16 protein-coding genes and 1 pseudogene are annotated in these 18584 nt (G+C 68.1%); 12 read left to right on the top strand and 5 right to left on the bottom strand.

The window, feature by feature from the left end; genetic code table 11:
- Positions 1-5 precede the first annotated feature (5 nt).
- The 3 genes from DP107_RS02995 (at position 6) to DP107_RS02985 (ending at position 2374) form a co-directional block, all read left to right on the top strand.
- Complete coding sequence (locus tag DP107_RS02995) at positions 6-1022, top strand: hypothetical protein (RefSeq protein ID WP_185977142.1); 1017 nt, start codon at positions 6-8, stop codon at positions 1020-1022.
- Between the two features lie 352 nt (positions 1023-1374).
- On the top strand, positions 1375-1944 hold the full coding sequence (locus tag DP107_RS02990; protein ID WP_144260805.1) for a DUF7342 family protein: 570 nt from the start codon (positions 1375-1377) through the stop codon (positions 1942-1944).
- On the top strand, positions 1937-2374 hold the full coding sequence (locus DP107_RS02985) for a hypothetical protein (RefSeq protein WP_144260628.1): 438 nt from the start codon (positions 1937-1939) through the stop codon (positions 2372-2374). The genes DP107_RS02990 and DP107_RS02985 overlap by 8 nt, the downstream gene beginning before the upstream one ends.
- 131 nt (positions 2375-2505) lie before the next feature.
- On the opposite strand, the pseudogene DP107_RS02980 reads toward DP107_RS02985, so the two are convergent.
- A pseudogene (locus tag DP107_RS02980) lies at positions 2506-3776 on the bottom strand (ATP-binding protein).
- A gap of 263 nt (positions 3777-4039) precedes the next feature.
- Between DP107_RS02980 and DP107_RS19760 the strand changes: the two are divergent.
- Positions 4040-4579 (top strand): DUF7342 family protein, encoded by a 540-nt coding sequence (locus DP107_RS19760; RefSeq protein WP_185977141.1) that lies wholly within the window; start codon positions 4040-4042, stop codon positions 4577-4579.
- Between the two features lie 29 nt (positions 4580-4608).
- Here DP107_RS19760 and DP107_RS20645 read toward each other — a convergent pair whose 3' ends face one another.
- Positions 4609-4803, bottom strand: coding sequence for a hypothetical protein (locus DP107_RS20645; RefSeq protein ID WP_238330746.1), 195 nt, complete (start codon positions 4801-4803; stop codon positions 4609-4611).
- A gap of 114 nt (positions 4804-4917) precedes the next feature.
- On the opposite strand from DP107_RS20645, the gene DP107_RS20640 reads away from it, so the two are divergent.
- Positions 4918-5070 (top strand): hypothetical protein, encoded by a 153-nt coding sequence (locus tag DP107_RS20640; protein WP_238330745.1) that lies wholly within the window; start codon positions 4918-4920, stop codon positions 5068-5070.
- A 142-nt stretch (positions 5071-5212) separates the two neighbouring features.
- On the opposite strand, the gene DP107_RS02960 is transcribed toward DP107_RS20640, so the two are convergent.
- Positions 5213-5437 carry a hypothetical protein gene (locus DP107_RS02960; RefSeq protein ID WP_144260627.1) on the bottom strand — a complete coding sequence of 75 codons (225 nt, stop codon included), beginning with the start codon at positions 5435-5437 and terminating at the stop codon, positions 5213-5215.
- A 119-nt stretch (positions 5438-5556) separates the two neighbouring features.
- Here DP107_RS02960 and DP107_RS02955 point away from each other — a divergent pair, with 119 nt between their 5' ends.
- Positions 5557-5907 (top strand): hypothetical protein, encoded by a 351-nt coding sequence (locus tag DP107_RS02955; RefSeq protein ID WP_144260626.1) that lies wholly within the window; start codon positions 5557-5559, stop codon positions 5905-5907.
- Positions 5908-5917: 10 nt separating this feature from the next.
- On the opposite strand, the gene DP107_RS02950 is transcribed toward DP107_RS02955, so the two are convergent.
- The gene (locus DP107_RS02950) at positions 5918-6814 is read right to left on the bottom strand and encodes an undecaprenyl-diphosphate phosphatase (RefSeq protein ID WP_144260625.1); all 897 of its coding nucleotides are present in this window, start codon (positions 6812-6814) and stop codon (positions 5918-5920) included.
- Between the two features lie 116 nt (positions 6815-6930).
- Here DP107_RS02950 and DP107_RS02945 point away from each other — a divergent pair, with 116 nt between their 5' ends.
- The 4 genes from DP107_RS02945 to rnhB all read left to right on the top strand — a co-directional run bounded on the left by DP107_RS02945 (position 6931) and on the right by rnhB (position 10122).
- On the top strand, positions 6931-7233 hold the full coding sequence (locus DP107_RS02945) for a UPF0175 family protein (protein WP_144260624.1): 303 nt from the start codon (positions 6931-6933) through the stop codon (positions 7231-7233).
- On the top strand, positions 7230-7757 hold the full coding sequence (locus DP107_RS02940) for a hypothetical protein (RefSeq protein ID WP_144260623.1): 528 nt from the start codon (positions 7230-7232) through the stop codon (positions 7755-7757). Before DP107_RS02945 ends, DP107_RS02940 begins: the two co-directional genes overlap by 4 nt.
- Before the next feature lie 124 nt (positions 7758-7881).
- Positions 7882-9378, top strand: a complete 1497-nt coding sequence (locus tag DP107_RS02935) for a tRNA pseudouridine(54/55) synthase Pus10 (RefSeq protein ID WP_144260802.1) — start codon at positions 7882-7884, stop codon at positions 9376-9378.
- 87 nt (positions 9379-9465) lie between these two features.
- Positions 9466-10122 carry a ribonuclease HII gene (rnhB, locus tag DP107_RS02930; protein WP_144260622.1) on the top strand — a complete coding sequence of 219 codons (657 nt, stop codon included), beginning with the start codon at positions 9466-9468 and terminating at the stop codon, positions 10120-10122.
- A 184-nt stretch (positions 10123-10306) separates the two neighbouring features.
- Here rnhB and DP107_RS02925 read toward each other — a convergent pair whose 3' ends face one another.
- Positions 10307-10915, bottom strand: coding sequence for a conditioned medium-induced protein 4 (locus tag DP107_RS02925; RefSeq protein ID WP_144260621.1), 609 nt, complete (start codon positions 10913-10915; stop codon positions 10307-10309).
- A 253-nt stretch (positions 10916-11168) separates the two neighbouring features.
- Here DP107_RS02925 and DP107_RS02920 point away from each other — a divergent pair, with 253 nt between their 5' ends.
- Both DP107_RS02920 and gltB read left to right on the top strand, forming a co-directional pair.
- Positions 11169-13421 carry a heterodisulfide reductase-related iron-sulfur binding cluster gene (locus tag DP107_RS02920; RefSeq protein WP_144260801.1) on the top strand — a complete coding sequence of 751 codons (2253 nt, stop codon included), beginning with the start codon at positions 11169-11171 and terminating at the stop codon, positions 13419-13421.
- A 563-nt stretch (positions 13422-13984) separates the two neighbouring features.
- Entirely contained in the window at positions 13985-18538 is a 4554-nt protein-coding gene (gltB, locus tag DP107_RS02915; RefSeq protein WP_144260620.1) for a glutamate synthase large subunit, read from the top strand.
- Positions 18539-18584 lie beyond the last annotated feature (46 nt).

Below are 18584 nucleotides of genomic sequence, written 5' to 3'. Positions count from 1 at the left end.
CTACTATGCGTCAGGACGGCGACCCGGTCAACAACGACGCCATGTCGGAGGCCGTCACGGACGTGACCGAGCAGCCAGCCGCTGCCGACAGCGACGGCGCCGACGAGGCCACCCCGGACCGCGTGACGCTCGCCGCGCAGGTCGACCTGCTGCGCGAGGAGAACCGCCGCCTCCGTGAGGAGTACACCCGAGCCCGCCGGAGCAACTACCGGCGGACGGCGCTCGGCCTCGCTCTGGTCGGCGCGGTCGCGGTCGGGGCAGGTATCCTCTTCCCGGGCGCCCGGACCGTCCTGTTCGCGCTCGGCGCGACGGGCATCTTCGGCGCGCTGCTGACCTACTACCTCACGCCGGAGCGGTTCATCGCCGTCAGCGTCGGCGAGGCGATCTATCGGGCGTTCGCGGACAACGGTCGCGCCCTCGCCGACGACCTCGGGCTCGGCGAGCCCGTCTACGTCCCGAGAGCGGTGGCCGACGACGTGCGGCTGTACGTCCCGCAGGCCGACGCGGACGGCGCGGGGACGCTTCCGAAGGAGGATGCTCTCGACCCGGGGTTCGTCATCGGCGAGACGAGCCGCGGGCTGGCGCTCGTCCCGACCGGCGACACGCTGTTCGAGGAGTTCGAGCGCTCGCTGACCGGCCCGCTGGCGGAGCGGCCGGGGACGCTGGCCGAGCAGCTCGCTGACGGCCTCATCGAGCAGTTCGAACTCGTCGACGGCGCGGACGTGGACGCCAGCCGCGAGCGCGTGACCGTCGGCATCTCCGGCCCGGCGTACGGGGATGTCGGTCGGTTCGACCACCCGGTCGCCTCGTTCCTCGCCGGGGGGTTCGCCCGGGCGTTCGACGTGCCGACCGACGTGACGGTCACGGAGGCCGACGGCCGGGCGGATGTTTCGGTCACGGTGCGGCCCGCGAATGATGGTGGGATGTTCGGCACTGATTCGACTGACGAGGATGACGCTCCCGAGGGATTCGCGGTTCAGGAATCGCAAGCGGACGCCGAAGCCGACGTGGAAAACGAGTAGGGCCACTACATCGGCGACGGCGATTCAACTCCGCCTCGCCTCGATGGTGCGTCGAAGAGTCCCGCAAGGTCCTCCACCCCGAAGAGCGACCACTCCTCCCCGAGGTCGTCAGTCAGCCCATCGGCGAACCCGCTTCGCGAGAAGAGCGCGAATCGTTCGTCCCCATCGGTCTGACCTCGTCGGACGTGTTCCGCCTTCCCCTCGAGACTCAGCGAAGCACCGCCAGTCGGCCGTGAGGTACGGAAACGAGGGGCTTGGGTCCTCGATGACGCCGCGTAGAGCAGAAATAGTTCAGTGGGCGACAGGTATATTTCGTTTCGAGTCCTACATTACTGGCAACGAGGTGTCACGAGTGGACATTACTGACATTCCGGACGGCGCGTACACCGGCGACGAATCACCGCCGGACCTCGACGAATTCGAGTCGGCTGACTCGCTGCTGAAGAGCGGACCGATCCGCGGGCGACTTCTCGATGTCGTCACCGGGCTTCACACCCCTATCAAGGTATCCGATATCGCTGCTCTCGCTGACTGCGATACCGGGACTGCACGCGACTACCTGGAGTGGTTCGACGAGATGGGACTGGTCCACCGTCACGATGGTCGCCCGGTCCGATACGAGCGCAACGACGCGTACTTCCAGTGGCGACGCATCGACCGCATCCGCGAGGACTACTCCGAACAGGAGATCGTCGAGGCGCTTTCAGACACCATTGACCAGATCGACGACTACAGAGAGCAGTTCGACGCAGACGACCCCGACGACGTCTCTCTCGTCGAAGCCAGCCAGGAGATGGCAACCGAAGACGCGTGGGAGGCACTCTCCGAGTGGGAAACCCTCGAACGCAGAGCGGCCCTCCTTGACGCTGCGCGGCGTGACCGGCCAGCCGCCGGTGGCACCCCCGGCCACATCGATGCCTGACAACGCGGACGACCCACCCCGCACCGGCCCGATCGATGCTGAACTTCTCGACCGGATCGCCGCACACCTCACTCGAAGCGCCCGCTTCGACGATATCCAAACGCGCCCCACGTATGCACCGAATGCCGTCGTCGCGGACTACGACCTCGGGTACTTTCCCGACGGGGTCACGCGTGCGTCACTTCGGGTTCGGTGGTTCCAGACGGACGACTTCAGCATCCATTACGCAGAGCAATACCGGACGGGAGAATCCTGGGAGTGCCGCTGGGACCGTCACCCGAACGACCACAACACCCGCGAGCACTTCCACCCGCCACCGGATGCGCCGACACCGGGCGAGAACAGGGACTACCCGGACGAATGGCGGGACGTACTCGCCACCGTACTCACCCGTCTCGACGAACGAATCGAAGCATTCTGGGACGAGTGACAGCTCCCTCTGCCCGATGGAGGAGTCCCGAGTGTTGGGATATTGGCGTTTGCAGTCCCCTTGCTCTCTCCGTACAGGAGATTCGACACTGATTCCACCGATGGGGAAGCTACCTCTGCGGAATCAGTGAATCATGAATCCCAAGCGGACGCCGAAGCCGACGTGGAAAACGAGTAGGTCCACCGTATCGGCGAGGGCGACCCAGCTCCGACCCACCTCGATGGTGCGCCGAAGAGTTCCGCGAGTTCCTCCACCCCGAAGAGCGACCACTCCTCCCCGAGGTGGTCAGTCAGCCCATCGGCGAACCCGCTCCGCGAGAAGAGCGCGAATCGCTCGTCCCAATCTGCTGGGCCCCATCGGACGCGTTCCGCCTTCCCCTCGAGAGTAGCAACGAGGTCGTGCCCGACGGGCGCCGCTGTCCACGTGCACTCCGAGAGGAGGATGCGGTCGTCGCTCGGGGCCAGTCCGACGATGTCGATCTCGTCTTCACCGTACCACCAGCGGCCGATCTCGGAGTACGGGTCGGATCGGCCCCGGCGGACGGCCTCCCAGGCGGCTTCGAGACACACGTCCTCGAACGTCGTCGCAACGTGGTCCGGGAGGCTCGGTTCGATCGTCCCTTCGTACACCATCTCGGGTGCTTCCTCGATACTCGACCGATTCGGTTCGACGTAGCGGAACCAGAACCGGAGGAACTCTCGGCGACACGGTAGCGCGACCGCTTCGATTTCTGTTGGGATGCCGTGACTGGCACCTCACGCTCAACCAGGCGCAGTCGCTGTAGCGTCCGGAGGTACTTCGAGAGGGGGCCGGAATCGACGGCCGTCGCTCCTGCGACCTCATTCGGTGTCGTATAGCCGGTCGCGATCGCTTCGCGGGCCTGCCCGAAACTGAACGGTTGGAGATCGATCTGCCCGGTCCGACGCCCGTAGAGCGGACTCTCGTGTCCGAACACCTCCGATTCCATGGTGCTCACGCCCGACCCACAGCGGACGACCATCGACTCGGTCTGCTGGAGTTGCTCGTCCGTGAACGACTGGACGCACGACGGGACCGAGCCGTTCTCCCCGACGAGGTACGGGAACTCGTCGATGACCACCACGAACTCCTCCTCGCCGAGTTTCCCGCCCGGATGTTCGAACGCCTCGTCCCATCCGTCGATACGGGGGACACGCTCGTCGAAATGGCCAGCAATCTGTTCGACGAACTTCTCCCGCTGTCTGGCTTCTGCCCCCCGTGCCGGCAAGAAGTAGATATGGGGTCGGTCGACACAGAACCGTTTGAGCAGTTCCGTCTTGCCCACGCGGCGCCGGCCGTACACCACGTACAGGTCGTGGCCGGACGATTCGACGGCGGTTTCGAGCACCTCGAGTTCGGCCTCTCTGTCGTGGAAGGTTACTATCGCGGTAATCGTTACTGCAACGATGACTTGTCCCTTTCGACACTTCCAATTCGGTAGTGCCGCGAGTGGGTCGTTAGCGAGGCGACCCTCTCGAAGAGATCTGGCTTCAGCAGTGGACGAGCGCCGATGTCGCAACTCCGATGAGCGCTGCTGAGACCGCGTTCCCCCTCAGTTCTCGACACAACGACCATCTACTACCACCCGTCAGCAAATATTTGAGCGAAAGCAGATTATCTGAACCACTCAGCACAATCGCCGGTACAATGGCGGAGTCGAGTCAGGGGTCGTGGACGGAGAGTACGAGTGGACGCGAGCGCGTCCGGCACGTCATCGAGCTGCTGGACGAACCAACGCCGGTGCAGGAAATCACAGACCGGGCGGACGTCTCCCGCGCAACAGCCAACGATGAGTTCCAACGACTACGGAGCGACGACTGGGTAACCGAGACAACCGTCGATGGGACGAAGGCGTACGACCTGAACCCCGTGCGGATGCTCCTCGACGAGGTGACCGACCTGATCGCCGCAAACTCACGCGACGAGCTGGAGCAGCAGCTCACGGAGCTGAAGGAAGAGCGGGAGGATTTGATGCCGGAGTTCGATGTCAGGTCGCTGGAGGAGTTCCGGGAACGGCTCGCTAGCGAGGAGCTCTCGGCTGCGGAGCTCCGCGGGCGTCGCAACGTGGTCGCTACGTGGGAGGCCATCAACACGGAACTCGGGCTCGTGAAACACGCCCTCCACCTGTACGATGCTGTCGTCGAACTCTCTTCACCGGGGACCGACACGTCCTCGAGATTCGCCTGATGCTCGTTTTCCTCGCAAATCGGGCAGATCTACGGAGCAAGCGCCTCCACGACCGCGTCGAGAATCGTCTCAGCGGGACGTTCGAGAACGTCCGTCGTCGGCGTGCTGAACCGCGGGAAGCAGGCCCATACCGGGTCGTCGGCGAGGTAGATTCCCGGCAGGTCCCCGGGGATACGGAGTACCCGGTGACGACTTCGCGGGTCGAGATCGGATTCCGGCTGCAAACCCCTAAGCCGTCCGAATACTACTAGCTCGACTGGATCGAACCGGAGCGGGGGCTACTCGTCGGGTGGCATCAGGACGATACACACGATGACCCCGGGCCGGTACACCTGCAGGTGAACGATGAGGCGACGGCTGTCGAGCACCAGCGGGCGCAGTTCATCGATTCACACCCGCTTGCTGTCGCAGAACAGCGACCCGAATCGCTCCAGGGGGTTGTCCTTGCTGTCGAGTGGGAGCAGGGCAAACCTGTCGGACTCGACGTTTGAATCCCGGGTTGACTGTTACTGTCCGGCGTTGCACCGGTTCCGGGAGAATCAGGTCACTCTTGTGGCTTCGGTGCCGTCGCTGGCACGGTCGCGTTGCTTGCCGGCTTCCTCCTCCTGACGCGCCGTCGCCGCGAGAACTAGATCACTCGTACATCCGACCGTCGAACTCGGGGAAATCGAGGCTCCCGTTCCCGACCCGCTCGCGGATCCGACTCTGGTAGAGCGCCATCGCGACCTGTGGCACCGCCTGCGGCGGGACCGGGACCTGCTCGTCGAAGGCGTCCCCGGCCCACTCATTGTAGTCGGCGACGATATCCATCGCGTCCTTGAAGCTGCGGAACATCAACTCCTTGTAGGCATCCTGCATTGCCAGGGATTCGGGCTGGAGGCTGGAATACCCAGCGACTCCCGGCGGCGGCCGGCGACGGGGCCGGCCGAGCGCCGCCGCGCCAAGACACTATGAACACGCCGCCCGTCGTTCCGAACATGCCGAGCGTCGACGTCACGGAACACGACGGCGGGTTGCGACTCGCGCTGACCGAGGACGGGCGGGTGACCGACCTCTACATGGGCGTCGAGCGGCAGGCCCGGCTCGGGACGGAGGCCATCGGCGTGACCGGCTACACCATCGAGAGTATCGTCTTCGACGGCGCGAAGCTCTACTGCTACGCCGAGCCGACCCGCTGGTGGAGCACCGCCGGGGAGCCGACGGTCTGCAAGATCATCGACGTCAGCAACGGCGTCGACGCGGGGGAGTGGACCGTCTACGACGAGCGCGAGAACACGGTGCCGACGCCGGACGGTGAGGCGCGGCTGCTCTGGGAACGGACGGACTGAGGCCAGCCGCTCAGACGACACCGGCCAGCAGGCCCCCGACGACGGCCAGACCGCCGAGCACGAGGCAGACGAGCCAGAACGCGATGCGCTGGACGACACGCAGGAGCCCGTCGATGGTGGCGTAACCGACGACGGCGCTCGTCCCGAGCGCCAGGGCGGCCGCGAGCGGCTCGACCCCCGAGACGCCGGTGTCGAGGACGACGAGCAGGCCCGCGCCGACTGCCGCCGGAATCGAGAGCAGGAAGGAGAGCCGGAAGGCCGCCTCCGCGCGATACCCGCGCAGTAACAGCGCCGAGACGGTCGTGCCCGACCGGGAGACGCCCGGGAGGATAGCCAGTCCCTGGAGGGCGCCGACCAGCAGGGCGTCGGGGAGCGTTCCGCGTTCGCGCTCGCCGAGCGCAGTCCCGGGCCCCGCGGCGGGGGTCGCGTCCTCCGCCTCGGCCGGCGTGCCGCCGTCGGCTCGGGCGGCTCCGCCTCGATTCGCGGCTCGCTGGACGAGGCCCGTACCCACGAGCAGGAGGCCCACCAGCGTGACGAACGCACCGCCGGCCACCGCGGAGACGACCGCCTCCAGGGCGAGATAGGCGACGATACCGACGCCCCCGGAGACGAGCGTCGCGACCGCCAGGAAGCTGCAGTCGGCTCGCTCCCGGTCGGCGAAGGCCCCACCCGGCCGCCAGCGCGGCAGCGTCCGGAGGACCGCCAGGATCTCCCCACGGTAGTAGAGCGCCGCCGCCAGCGCCGTGCCCGCGTGGAGGAACAGCGCGTACTGGACGGCCGCCGTCTCGGGGCGCCCCTCGACGACCGTGAGGTAGAGGGCCACGTTCCCCTCACTGGAGACGGGGAGCCACTCGAACACCCCCTGGATGAGCCCGATGACGACGGCCACGCGGAGCGCCGCTCGCATCTGTGATAGCGTGGCGGACCGCCGGGTGTAGGCATTCCGGTTGGTATCCTGCGACCGCCTCGCCACGCCCACCGCCGTCCGAAGCTACTTGTAATGCAACGTAGTACAATGCATACATGGGATCGATTAGCGCACGGATTCCGGAGGAGGACGAGGCCGATCTGGAGGCCGTCGCCGAACTGCTCGATGAGGACAAGAGTTCGGTCATCCGGAAAGCTCTCCGAGAGGGACTCGACGATATCCGAGTCAGGATGGCGGCGGAGCAGTACCAGTCCGGCGAGGTGAGCGTCAACCAAGCCGCCAGACTCGCGGGCGTGAGCGTCGCCGAGTGGCTCGAGATCGCCCGCGAACGGAACCTGACGACACAGCTCACCCCGGACGACCTCGCGGACGACGCGGCAGCCGCCCACGAGCTATGAGGATACTCCTCGACGCGACGGTACTCATTGGACTGGGGCCGGTGGGCGAACTCGGCCTGTTGACGTCGTTCGACGGCACGCTCGTCTGCTGTCCGGCCGTCCGCCAGGAGGTGACGACGGAACCGGCACGGACCAATCTTGAACGGTTCCGTGAGGCGCACGACATCGGGACGGACTGTCCCGAAGAGGGGCCCCACCTCGACCGGGCGGCGGAGCTCCTCGGCGAGGACGAACTGTCCGGTGATGTCCAACTCGTCGCGGCATGTCTCTCCGCTCGCGACGCGGATACCTCGGTGGCGCTCGTCTCCGACGACCGGCGACTCCGGACGGTTGCGGACGGGCTTGGCGCGACCGTCACAGGGACCATCGGTGCCATCGTCCGGGCCGTTAATGGAGGACTCCCGGCGTCGGAGGGGGTGGAACTCGTCCGACGACTTGACGACCGGGGCCTCCACATGACCGCGGAGCTGCGCCACCGCGCCGAGGAGCTCGTACGAGACGCGGGTGACGGGGGGTCGGGATAGGGCCCCACGTCCGACTGTTGCCAACCTCCACGCCCACGACATAGTCGGAAGGCACAAGCGCCGCCCACGACCAGCAGGACCCATGACCGACGCGGACGCCGGTGGCGACGAGGGTGACGCGGACGTGGACGTGTCGGCCGTCACCCGTCGGGCAGTCGCCTCGGGGCCGGTCTGTGATGCCTGCCTCGGGCGGCTGGTGGCCGATCGGAGCTTCGGGCTGCGCAACGAGGAGCGCGGCCGGGCACTCAGGACGACGCTCGCACTGGCCGACGACGAGGCGTTCGAGCCGCCGTACGAACCGCCGGACGTGGCCGACTGCTGGGTCTGCGAGGGGCTCTGTGGCGAGTTCGACGCCCTCGCCGAGCGGGTGGTCGCGGAACTGGAGGGTATCGAGTTCGACACGTACCAGCTCGGGAGCCGGGTGCCGCCGCTGCTGGAGGAGAACGAGACGCTGCTCCGCGAGGAGGCCGGGCTCGACCCCATCGACGGCGCCCACGGCGAGGACCTGGGCAAGGAGCTCAACCGCGAGGTCGGGCGCCGCGTGGGCGCCCGGACGGGCGCGAAGGTCGAGTTCGGCCGGCCGGAGGTACAGGTCACGCTCGACGTGGCCGTCGGCGCGGAGACGACCGTCGAGGTCGATATCAACTCGCTGGCGGTCTACGGCCGCTACCGGAAGCTCCGGCGGATGGTCCCGCAGACGGAGTGGCCCTGCTCCGCGTGTGGCGGGTCGGGCCGCCAGCACGGCGTCGGGCCGTGCTCGGAGTGCGACGGCACCGGCTATCGCTACCGCACCAGCGTCGAGCAGGAGGTCGCGCCGACGTTGGTGGAGGCCCATCGTGGCCGCGAGGGCGTCTTCCACGGCGCCGGGCGCGAGGACGTCGACGCGCTGATGGTCGGCACCGGCCGCCCGTTCGTGCTGGAGGTCGAGGCCCCCCACCGCCGCCGGACTGACCTCTCGACGCTGGAGGCGGAGATCAACGAGGCCTCCGACGATATCGAGGTCGTCGGCCTCCGCTACGGGACCCACGGGATGGTCGAGCACGTGAAGGAGCTGGAGGCGACCAAGACCTACCGGATGGTCGTTACCTTCGACGAGGCCGTGACGGAGGAGGACCTGCAGGCCGCACTCGACGGGCTGCGGGGGGCGACGGTCGAGCAGCGCACCCCGAACCGGGTGGACCACCGCCGCGCGGACCTCGTGCGCACCCGGACGGTCCATGACATCTCCGGGGCGACGACCGACGGCGAGCACGCCACGCTCGTCGTCCACGGCGACGGCGGGCTCTACGTGAAGGAACTCGTCAGCAGCGACGAGGGCCGCACGGAGCCGTCGCTGGCGGACCTGCTCGGCGTCGACGCCGAGGTGACCGCGCTGGACGTGATGGCTGTCACCGGCGTCGCGGAGCCGTTCGAGCATCCCGACTACTTCCTCGCGGAGAGCGACGCTGCGGGTGCCGGCGGCCGCGACCCGGACGAGTGGACGGAGGGTATCACTGCGGACCAGGCCTCGGTGGTCGTCATGGAGCGGGCCGCGACGGCGGACGCCATCGCCCCCGTCGAACCGGGCGCAACGGCCCCGGACACGGATGCGGACGTCGACGGTGCCGGGTCCGACCGCTGACTGGCGGGACTCACGCCACGCGTGGGTCGTCCGACCGCGACCTCGGGACGCGAAATCTTGATTACGGCTGCGCTCACGCCCCGTGGTATGCGCTTCGGGGCTGACGAGGCCGGCAAAGGGCCCGTCCTGGGGTCGATGTTCGCCGCCGCCGTCCGAGCGCCGGCCGTCGCCATCCCCGCCGACGTCGACGATTCCAAGCGACTCCAGCCCGAACACCGGCGCGAACTCGCCGCCCAGCTCCGCGAGGACGACCGCGTCGACATCGGCGTCGCCGAGGTCCCACCTGCTCGCATCGACGGCCGCGGCCGCTGGGCCGACGCCGACACGGATATGAACACGCTGACCGTCGCCGCGCAGGCCGAGGCCCTCGCCGCGGTCGTCCGCGACGGCGACGGCGGCATCTGTGACGGGGGCGAGACGGACGCCGACCGGTTCGGCCGCCGGGTGACGGACCGCCTCGACGCCGACGTCGAGCTCCGGGCCGAACACGGTGCCGACGAGACGTACGCCATGGTCGCCGCGGCCTCCGTCGTCGCCAAGGTCGAGCGCGACGCCCACGTCGCGGCGCTCTCCGACCGGTACGCCGACCTCGGCTCGGGCTACCCCTCGGACCCGTCGACCCGCGAGTTCCTCACGCGGTACGTCGACCGCGAGGGCGACCTGCCCGACTGCGCCCGCCACTCGTGGTCGACCTGCGAGGACGTGCTGGCCGCACGCGAGCAGTCCGCGCTCCACGAGTTCTGAGCCGCCACGGTGCCGTGACTCGGCGATAGCGCTTCGATATGGAGTATATGTTCACAAATCTGGACAGAATTCTTGTACCCGGCGGTTAGCCCGGTTATACGAATACGGCCGACGGTTCAGCGATGTGACGACCGCCCGGCGGCTGACACGACGGGCGCAGGGGCCCGACCCACGGCGCCAGCCCTCACAGCGACATGTTGCTCTCGGCCTCGGCGCCATCCGTGGCGTCCTCGAGGCCGTCCTCCTTCATATCGCGGGTCATGTCGTGGCTGATGCCGGCGTCGGTGAGCACGTCCTCGAAGTCGGCCTGGTAGCGGGCGGAGACGCTGCGGATCTCCTTCTCCGTCCGGACGACGCGCCGGTAGCGCCGGACCGTGGAGGGCGAGACGTCCAGTTCGGCCGCGATATCGCCCGTGGAGCGGTCCTCGTTGAGCAGTTCCCGGAGGTCGGTCAGGTCGAACGGGGCGTCGCGGTCCCGGTCCCGGACGAGGTGGACGTCGAGGCGGGCCCGAACGACCTCGCGTCGGTCGACGTCCAGCGCCTCGGCGATATCGGTGTCGTCCTCGCCCTCGTAGTAGCCCCGGGCGACCCGGGCGTGTTCCGCGTCGGAGAGCTCCGTCTCGAAGTCGTATGTCTCGCGCATCCGCGCGACGGCCGCCGCCAGTCCCTCGGCCAGGTCGTCCTCGTCCTCCCCCGCCAGCGACCCCGGCGTCTCCTCCTGGGTCTCCGTGACCGTGTCCTCCCCGGTCACCTCCTCGAAGAGGTCCCGGAGCTCCTCCGTTTTCTCGTCCATGCGAGTCGCTCCCAGCCGAGCACGACACTTAAGCCTGTGGGCGAACCGGGTGGGCCGGACGGTCGCCGGGGCCCGCCCGGAGCGGTGGGCCGAGCGGAGACCACGGCCGGCCGGGCACCAGGTGATGGACGACCCGGCCGGTGCCGGGTTTACACTGGCAACCCGACCCCGGATTCGGGCTAAAAGCCGGCAACGGGACGGGTGCGAGCGGTTGACAAGAGTTAAGCATGTTGCCCTCCGTTCACGCCGTATGATGTCGACGCTACTCCAGGCCGGCGTCGAGTCCGGGGTCACCACCCGGCCGACGTTCTGGAAGATCTCCCACACCGGCGAGGTGGTGTTCTACTACCTCGCGATCGTCACGGTGTTCGTCTTTACCTACGGGGTGTACGAGCGGTTCGCCCGGTACCGTCGGGGGACCGAGGACTGGTTCGACCGGCTGGACGACCTTCCCGGGCGCATCGCGAGCGCCGCCAAGATCGTCGGCTCCAACGAGAAGCAGTTCAACCGCGACATCGTCGGCGGCGTGATGCACGCGTTCATCCTCTGGGGCTTCCTGACGCTGCTCATCGGGACCACCATCCTCGCCATCGACATCGACGTCTTCCGCAACGCCACGGCGCTGCTGACCGGCGAGCGCCAGTCCTTCTTCATCGGTGATTTCTATCTCTCCTACTCGCTGGTGATGGACGCGATGGGGCTGCTGTTCGTCGTCGGCGTGGGGATCGCGATCTGGCGGCGCTACGTCTCCCGCAACGAACGGCTCCACGGCAAGCACACCGACTGGGAGGACGCCTTCCTCGTCTGGTCGCTGTTCCTGCTCGGCGTCGGCGGCTACCTCCAGGAGGGGCTGCGCATCCTCGGCACCGCCAGCGTCGAGAACGGTGCCGTCCAGTTCATCGGCTTCGAGCGGGTCTCGTTCGTCGGCTGGTTCGTCGCCGACGTGCTGAACGCGACCTTCCAGACGTTCGGCATGGACCCCGCGGGCTCGGTCGCCATGGCCGGGACCCTCTACCCCGTCGGCTGGTGGTCCCACGCCATCCTCGCCTTCGTCTTCATCGCCGTCATCCCGTACGCAAAGCCGTTCCACATGATCTCCTCGTTCGCGAACGTGGTGACCCGCGACGAGAAGGCCGGCCAGCGCCTGCCAGGCATCCCCGCGGACCTCGATGCGGACACGGGCGCCGAGTCCATCGACCAGTTCTCCTGGAAGGAGATGCTGGACCAGGACGCCTGCACGAAGTGTGGCCGCTGTTCCTCGGTCTGCCCGGCGAACGCCTCCGGGCGCAACCTCGACCCCCGCGACGTCATCCTCGACCTGAAACAGTACCGCGAGGCGGTCGACGCCGGTGCCGAGGAGACGGAGATCATCGCCGAGGACGGCGACGTCATCGCCGCCGAGACGATGGAGTCCTGTATGGCCTGCATGGCCTGCATGGACGCCTGCCCGGTCGAGATCGAGCATCTCAAATCGTTCACCCGGCTCAACCGACAGCTCACCGACCAGGGCGACATCCAGTCCAGCCTGCAGGAGGTGTTCCAGAACGTGATGCAGAAGGGCAACACGTTCGGGAACAGCCAGCGCAAGCGCGCCGACTGGACCGAGGAACTCGACTTCGACGTCACCGACGCCCGCGAGGAGGAGGTCGAGTACCTCTGGTACGTCGGTGACTACCCCAGCTACGACGACCGGAACAGGAAGGTCGCCCGCTCGCTCGCGAAGTTGCTGAAGGAGTCCGGCGTCAGCTTCGGTATCCTGTTCGACGACGAGAAGTACGATGGCAACGACATCCGCCGGGTCGGCGAGGAGTTCCTCTACGTCGAGTTGGCGGGCCATCACGTCGAGTCGTTCCGGGACTGTGACTTCGATAAGATCGTCTGCACGGACCCCCACTCGTACAACACGTTCAAGAACGAGTACCCGGAGGTCGACTTCGACGAGTTCGCCGACGACCCCATGATGCCGTTCGAGGTCGAGGAGGCCTGGAACCAGGACGGCGAGGTGGACGTGCTCCACTGGACGCAGGTGGTCGAGGAACTGGTCGAGCGCAACGCGCTGGGCCTGCAGGGCACCGAACTCGACTACACCGTCACCTACCACGACCCGTGCCACCTCGGCCGGTACAACGACGAGTACGAGGCCCCCCGGGAGCTCATCCGCGCGACGGGCTGTGACCTCCACGAGATGCCCCGCAACCGCGACAACTCCTACTGCTGCGGTGGCGGCGGCGGCGGCCTCTGGCTCGAGCACGACGAGGAGGAGAAGGCCTCCGAGGAGCGCATCCGCGAGGCGCTGAACGACACGGAGGCCGGGAGCGCCGTCGGGAAGTTCGTCGTCGCCTGCCCGATGTGCATGACGATGTACGAGGACGGCCGCAAGACCGGCGACTACGAGGACGACATCGAGATCGTCGACGTCTCCGAGCTGCTCATCGAGGCCGTCGAGGCCGGCCCCTCGGCGACCGCGGCCGGCGAGACCGGCGCCCCGACGCCCGCGGACGACTGAGACGCACTCTTCCCCCTCGAGCCTCCTCGCGCACGCTGCCGGCGGGCGCCACGGGAGCCGCTCCTCGCAACCCCCTGCGGAGGGACGGTGTCGCCCCGCTCGGAGCGGTGCCCCCGCACCTGTGGCGCAGTGTGGCGCGACACGGGGACGGACCGGCGTCGTCCATCACTCGTTCTGACCGACTATCGGTCCCATAACCGACTGGAACCCGGTATAATACCGTTACCGTGGCAACGAGTTCTCGATGGGCCGATTTCCATCGGTATTCCGTCCCCTCCCGGACCGGATTCGCACGCCCACGCCCAGCCGCCGGGCCCGCCTCCCGCTCCTGACCGGGACCTGTCGCCCCGGCGAGAACCGCTGCCGGCGTGGTCCTTTCGGCCGCTCACGGGGCGCAGACGATACGTTCTTTCCCGCGGAGCCATGACATAGTATCACGCACCAGCGAGCCATGACCAAACACCTAGCATCAGGCGGTAGTGTATTATGCTCCTTAGTTGCGGTTAGTGTACCATTAGTCCTTAACAGAAATCCTCTTACGTCGTCTGACGCGAGGTGTTGACATGCAGGAACACACATCTGGGTCCGCGAGCGAGGCGGGCGAGTCGCTGCTCGTTGACCCGGACGAGGACCGCGCCAACTGTGGCGTCGGCGTGGTCTTCGACCTCGACGGCGAGGGCGGACACGACGTACTGGCCGACGGGCTCGAACTGCTGGAGAACCTCGAACACCGCGGCACGACCGGCGCCGAGGAGAACACGGGCGACGGTGCCGGGGTCCTCATCCAGATCCCCGACGCCTTCTTCCGCGACGAGCTCGAGGTCGACCTCCCGCCCGCCCGGGAGTACGCCGTCGGCTCCGTCTTCCTCCCGCAGGACGACGAGGCCGCCGCGAGCCTCCAGTCGATGGTGGAGACCGAGCTGGCCGAGCAGGGACTGGAGGCGTTCCACTGGCGGGCCGTCGAGACGGACAACGGGATGCTGGGCGCGACCGCCGTCGAGAGCGAGCCCCAGGTCGCGCAGGTGTTCGTCCGGCCCGCCGAGCCGATGGACGAGGACGCCTTCGACCGCGCGCTGTACGTCGGTCGCCGGTCGCTGGAGAACCGGCTCGAGGACGAGCAGCCGACCGGCGCCGAGCGGTTCTACATCGTCTCGCTGGACCGCAAGACGCTGGTCTACAAGGGCCTCCTGAAGGCCGACCAGCTCGCCGGCTACTACCCCGAGCTGACCGACGAGCGGATGGGGTCGACGTTCGCGATGGTCCACGCCCGCTTCTCGACGAACACGCTCGGCGCGTGGCATCTCGCCCACCCGTACCGGAACGTCATCCACAACGGCGAGTTCAACACCATCCAGGGGAACATCAACTGGATGCGGGCCCGGGAGACGGAGATCTCCCATCCCGACTTCGGCGACGACATCGAGGAGATCAAGCCCATCATCGACGACCCGGAGCAGTCCGACACGGCCTCCGTCGACAACGCGCTCGAACTGCTGATGGAGGGCGGCCGTGACCTGCCCCACGCTCTGCGGATGCTCATCCCCGAGGCGTGGCGCAAGGAGGGCAACCACGTCCCCGAGGAGCGCCAGGAGTGGTACGACTACCACGCCTCGCTCGTCGAGCCGTGGGACGGCCCCGCACTGGTCGCGGCGACCGACGGTGACCGCATCGGCGCCGTCCTCGACCGGAACGGGCTCCGGCCCTGCCGCTACGACGTCCTGACCGACAACACGCTCGTGATGGCCAGCGAGGCCGGCGCGATGGACCACGACCCCAGCGAGATCGAGCGTCGGGACCGCCTCCAGCCCGGCCAGCTGTTCCTCGCGGACCCCGAGGAGGGACGGGTCGTCCCGGACGCGGAGGTGTTCGAGGGCCTGCTCGACGAGCAGTACGGCGAGTGGGTCGACCGCGAGCAGGTCTCGCTCCCGGACATCGCCGACGCCGACGACAAGGCGCCCCGCGACGACGTCGAGGGGCTCCGGGCCCACCAGGCGATGTACGGCTACACGTACGACGAGATGGACCACCTGCTGGAGCCGATGGCCAGCGACGGGAAGGACCCCGTCGGCTCGATGGGCGATGACACGCCGCTGTCGGTGCTCTCGCAGTTCAACCGGCCGCTGTTCAGCTACTTCAAGCAGCTGTTCGCGCAGGTGACGAACCCGCCGCTGGACTACATCCGCGAGGAGGTCGTCACGTCGATGGAGACGCGGCTGGGCGCCCAGCGCAATCTGCTGGACGAGACGCCCGAGCACGCCCGCCAGCTGGTCGCGGACTCGCCCGTCCTGACCGACGCCGAGACGGCCGGCATCAAGGACCTCGACGAGGCGGACGGCCTCTCCTCGGCCGTCCTCGACATCACGTACGACCCCGAGGAGACGGCCAGCCTGGAGGCCGCGGTGCGCGGGCTGCGGGCGGAGGCGACCGCCGCCGCACAGGAGCACGACATCCTCGTGCTCTCGGACCGCGCGGCCGGCGAGGACCGGGTCCCCATCCCCAGCCTGCTCGCCGTCGGCGGCACCCACCACCACCTCGTCCGGAACGGACTACGCAACCACGTCGGGCTCGTGCTGGAGTCGGGTGACCCGCGTGCGGTCCATCACTTCGCGACGCTGGTCGGCTACGGTGCCGGCGCGGTCAACCCGTACCTGGCCTTCCAGTCCATCTCCGACCTCGTCGCCGGCCCGGACGGCGCCGACGAGGCCGCCGCCATCGACGCGTACATCCACGCCGTCGAGGACGGCATGCTGAAGACGATGGCCAAGATGGGCATCTCGACGGTGGAGTCCTACCAGGGTGCCCAGATCTTCGAGGCGGTCGGCCTCGACTCCGATTTCGTCGCCGAGTACTTCGAGGGCACCACCGCCCGGACGGGCGGCATCGACATCGAGGACGTGGAGGCGGACCTAGAGAAGCGCCACCACGTCGCCTGGAGCGAGGAGGCCGACCTCGAGCGGCAGGGCGAGTACGAGCACCGCTCGGACGGCATCTATCACGAGTGGAACCCCGAGAGCGTCGGGGCGCTCCAGCAGGCGGTCCGCACCGCCGACTACGAGCGCTACGGCGACTTCGCGGAGCTGATGAACGAGCAGAACGAGCAGCTCCAGACGCTGCGCGGGCTGCTGGAGTTCGACTCCGACCGCGACCCCGTCGACATCGACGAGGTCCAGCCGGTCGAGGAGATCGTCCAGAAGTTCGCGACGGCATCGATGAGTCTCGGCTCGCTGTCGCCGGAGGCCCACGAGAACAACGCGATCGCGATGAACCGGCTCGGCGGGAGTTCGGGCACGGGGGAGGGCGGCGAGCCGCCCGAACGGTTCGATACCGAGAAGGAGTGCAACATCAAGCAGGTCGCCTCCGGCCGGTTCGGGGTCACCTCGGACTACCTCACCAACGCCGAGGAGATCCAGATCAAGATGGCCCAGGGGTCAAAGCCCGGCGAGGGCGGCCATCTCCCCGGGATGAAGGTCAACGAGATGATCGCGCACGTCCGCTACTCGACGCCGGGCGTGGGGCTCATCTCGCCGCCGCCGCTGCACGACATCTACTCCATCGAGGACCTCAAGCAGCTCATCCACGACCTGAAGGCGGCCAACCCGGACGCCGACATCAACGTGAAGCTGGTCTCCGAGGCCGGCATCGGCACCATCGCGGCCGGCGTCGCGAAGGCCAACGCCGACGTGGTCCACATCTCGGGCCACTCGGGCGGCACCGGCGCCAGCCCGAAGACCAGCATCAAGAACGCGGGCCTGCCGTGGGAGCTCGGGCTGGCCGAGGCCAACCAGATGCTCCGCGCGACCGACCTGCGCGACCGCATCCGCGTCACCGTCGACGGCGGGATGAAGACCGGCCGTGACGTGGCCATCGCCGCCCTGCTGGGCGCCGAGCAGTACGTCTTCGGCACCGCCTCGCTGGTCACCTCGGGCTGCGTGATGGCCCGGCAGTGCCACGAGAACACCTGCCCGGTCGGCGTCGCCACCCAGCGCGATGACCTGCGTGCCCGGTTCCCCGGCGAGCCCGACCACGTCATCAACTACATGACGTTCATGGCGCAGGAGCTGCGCGAGATCATGGCCGACCTGGGCTTCACCTCGCTGGACGAGATGATCGGCCGCCCGTCGGTCCTCCGCCAGCGGACGGACGTGGAGCAGGAGAAGGCCCGGAAGCTGGACCTCTCCTCGGTCATCGCCCAGCCGCCGGGCGACCAGCGCCGGAAGACCGAGCCCCAGACCCACGAGGTCGACGAGCAGCTGGACTGGGCGATCATGGACGAGCTGGGCGACGCCCTCGAGACGGGCGACCCGACCCACCTCGACATGGAGATCGGCAACCAGCACCGCGCCGTCGGGGCGACGCTCTCGCATCACATCTCGACCGAGCACGGGCTCGAGGGCCTCCCGGAGGACACCATCCGGGTGGACTTCGACGGCGTCGCCGGCCAGTCGTTCGGCGCCTTCCTCAAGCACGGCGTGACGATGTCGCTGACCGGCAGCGGCAACGACTACGTCGGCAAGGGGCTCTCGGGCGGGAAGCTCATCATCCAGACGCCCAACAGCGCCCCGTACGAGCCCGAGGAGAACATCGTCACCGGTAACGTCGCGCTGTACGGCGCGACCCAGGGCCAGGCCTACATCAACGGGAAGGCCGGCGAGCGGTTCGCCGTCCGGAACTCCGGCGTGAAGGCGGTCGTCGAGTCGGTCGGCGACCACGGCTGCGAGTACATGACCGGCGGGGTCGTCGTCTGCCTGGGCGACACGGGCAAGAACTTCGCCGCCGGGATGAGCGGCGGCGTCGCCTACGTGCTCGACCGCGACGGCGACTTCGAGGAGCGGGTGAACTACGGCATGGTCGACACCACCCGCGAACTGGACGAGCGTGACCGGCGCATGATGCGCCGCCTCGTCGAGAACCACGCGGCTCACACGGATTCGGACCGCGCCCAGTACGTCCTCGACAACTGGGAGGCCGAGCTCGACGAGTTCGTGAAGGTGATGCCCGAGGCCTACTCGCGCGTCCTCAGCGAGGGCGCCGAGGACGTCCGGGAGGACCTGCCCGAGTCGGTCGGCCCGGACACCGGCGCCAGCGGCTCCGAGTTCGCCGCCTCCACCGACGACTGAGTGGCACGACGGCCCCGGCCCCCCGACCGGTCGGGGTCCACCCGAC

Origin of the sequence: Haloglomus irregulare (assembly GCF_007421925.1) — an archaeon.
In the GTDB taxonomy this organism is placed as follows: Archaea; Halobacteriota; Halobacteria; order Halobacteriales; family Haloarculaceae; genus Haloglomus; species Haloglomus irregulare.
This window is presented reverse-complemented; position numbering and strand designations above follow the sequence as displayed.

What these genes read in the sequence shown, in the direction of transcription:
- DP107_RS02940 (WP_144260623.1), top strand. Translation starts at nt 7,230, where the DNA reads ATGAGGATACTCCTCGACGCGACGGTACTCATTGGACTGGGGCCGGTG.
- DP107_RS02955 (WP_144260626.1), top strand. Translation starts at nt 5,557, where the DNA reads ATGCCGAGCGTCGACGTCACGGAACACGACGGCGGGTTGCGACTCGCG.
- gltB (WP_144260620.1), top strand. Translation starts at nt 13,985, where the DNA reads ATGCAGGAACACACATCTGGGTCCGCGAGCGAGGCGGGCGAGTCGCTG.
- DP107_RS19760 (WP_185977141.1), top strand. Translation starts at nt 4,040, where the DNA reads ATGGCGGAGTCGAGTCAGGGGTCGTGGACGGAGAGTACGAGTGGACGC.
- DP107_RS02960 (WP_144260627.1), bottom strand. Translation starts at nt 5,437, where the DNA reads ATGCAGGATGCCTACAAGGAGTTGATGTTCCGCAGCTTCAAGGACGCG.
- DP107_RS02925 (WP_144260621.1), bottom strand. Translation starts at nt 10,915, where the DNA reads ATGGACGAGAAAACGGAGGAGCTCCGGGACCTCTTCGAGGAGGTGACC.
- DP107_RS02920 (WP_144260801.1), top strand. Translation starts at nt 11,169, where the DNA reads ATGTCGACGCTACTCCAGGCCGGCGTCGAGTCCGGGGTCACCACCCGG.
- DP107_RS02985 (WP_144260628.1), top strand. Translation starts at nt 1,937, where the DNA reads ATGCCTGACAACGCGGACGACCCACCCCGCACCGGCCCGATCGATGCT.
- DP107_RS02945 (WP_144260624.1), top strand. Translation starts at nt 6,931, where the DNA reads ATGGGATCGATTAGCGCACGGATTCCGGAGGAGGACGAGGCCGATCTG.
- DP107_RS02995 (WP_185977142.1), top strand. Translation starts at nt 6, where the DNA reads ATGCGTCAGGACGGCGACCCGGTCAACAACGACGCCATGTCGGAGGCC.
- DP107_RS02950 (WP_144260625.1), bottom strand. Translation starts at nt 6,814, where the DNA reads ATGCGAGCGGCGCTCCGCGTGGCCGTCGTCATCGGGCTCATCCAGGGG.
- rnhB (WP_144260622.1), top strand. Translation starts at nt 9,466, where the DNA reads ATGCGCTTCGGGGCTGACGAGGCCGGCAAAGGGCCCGTCCTGGGGTCG.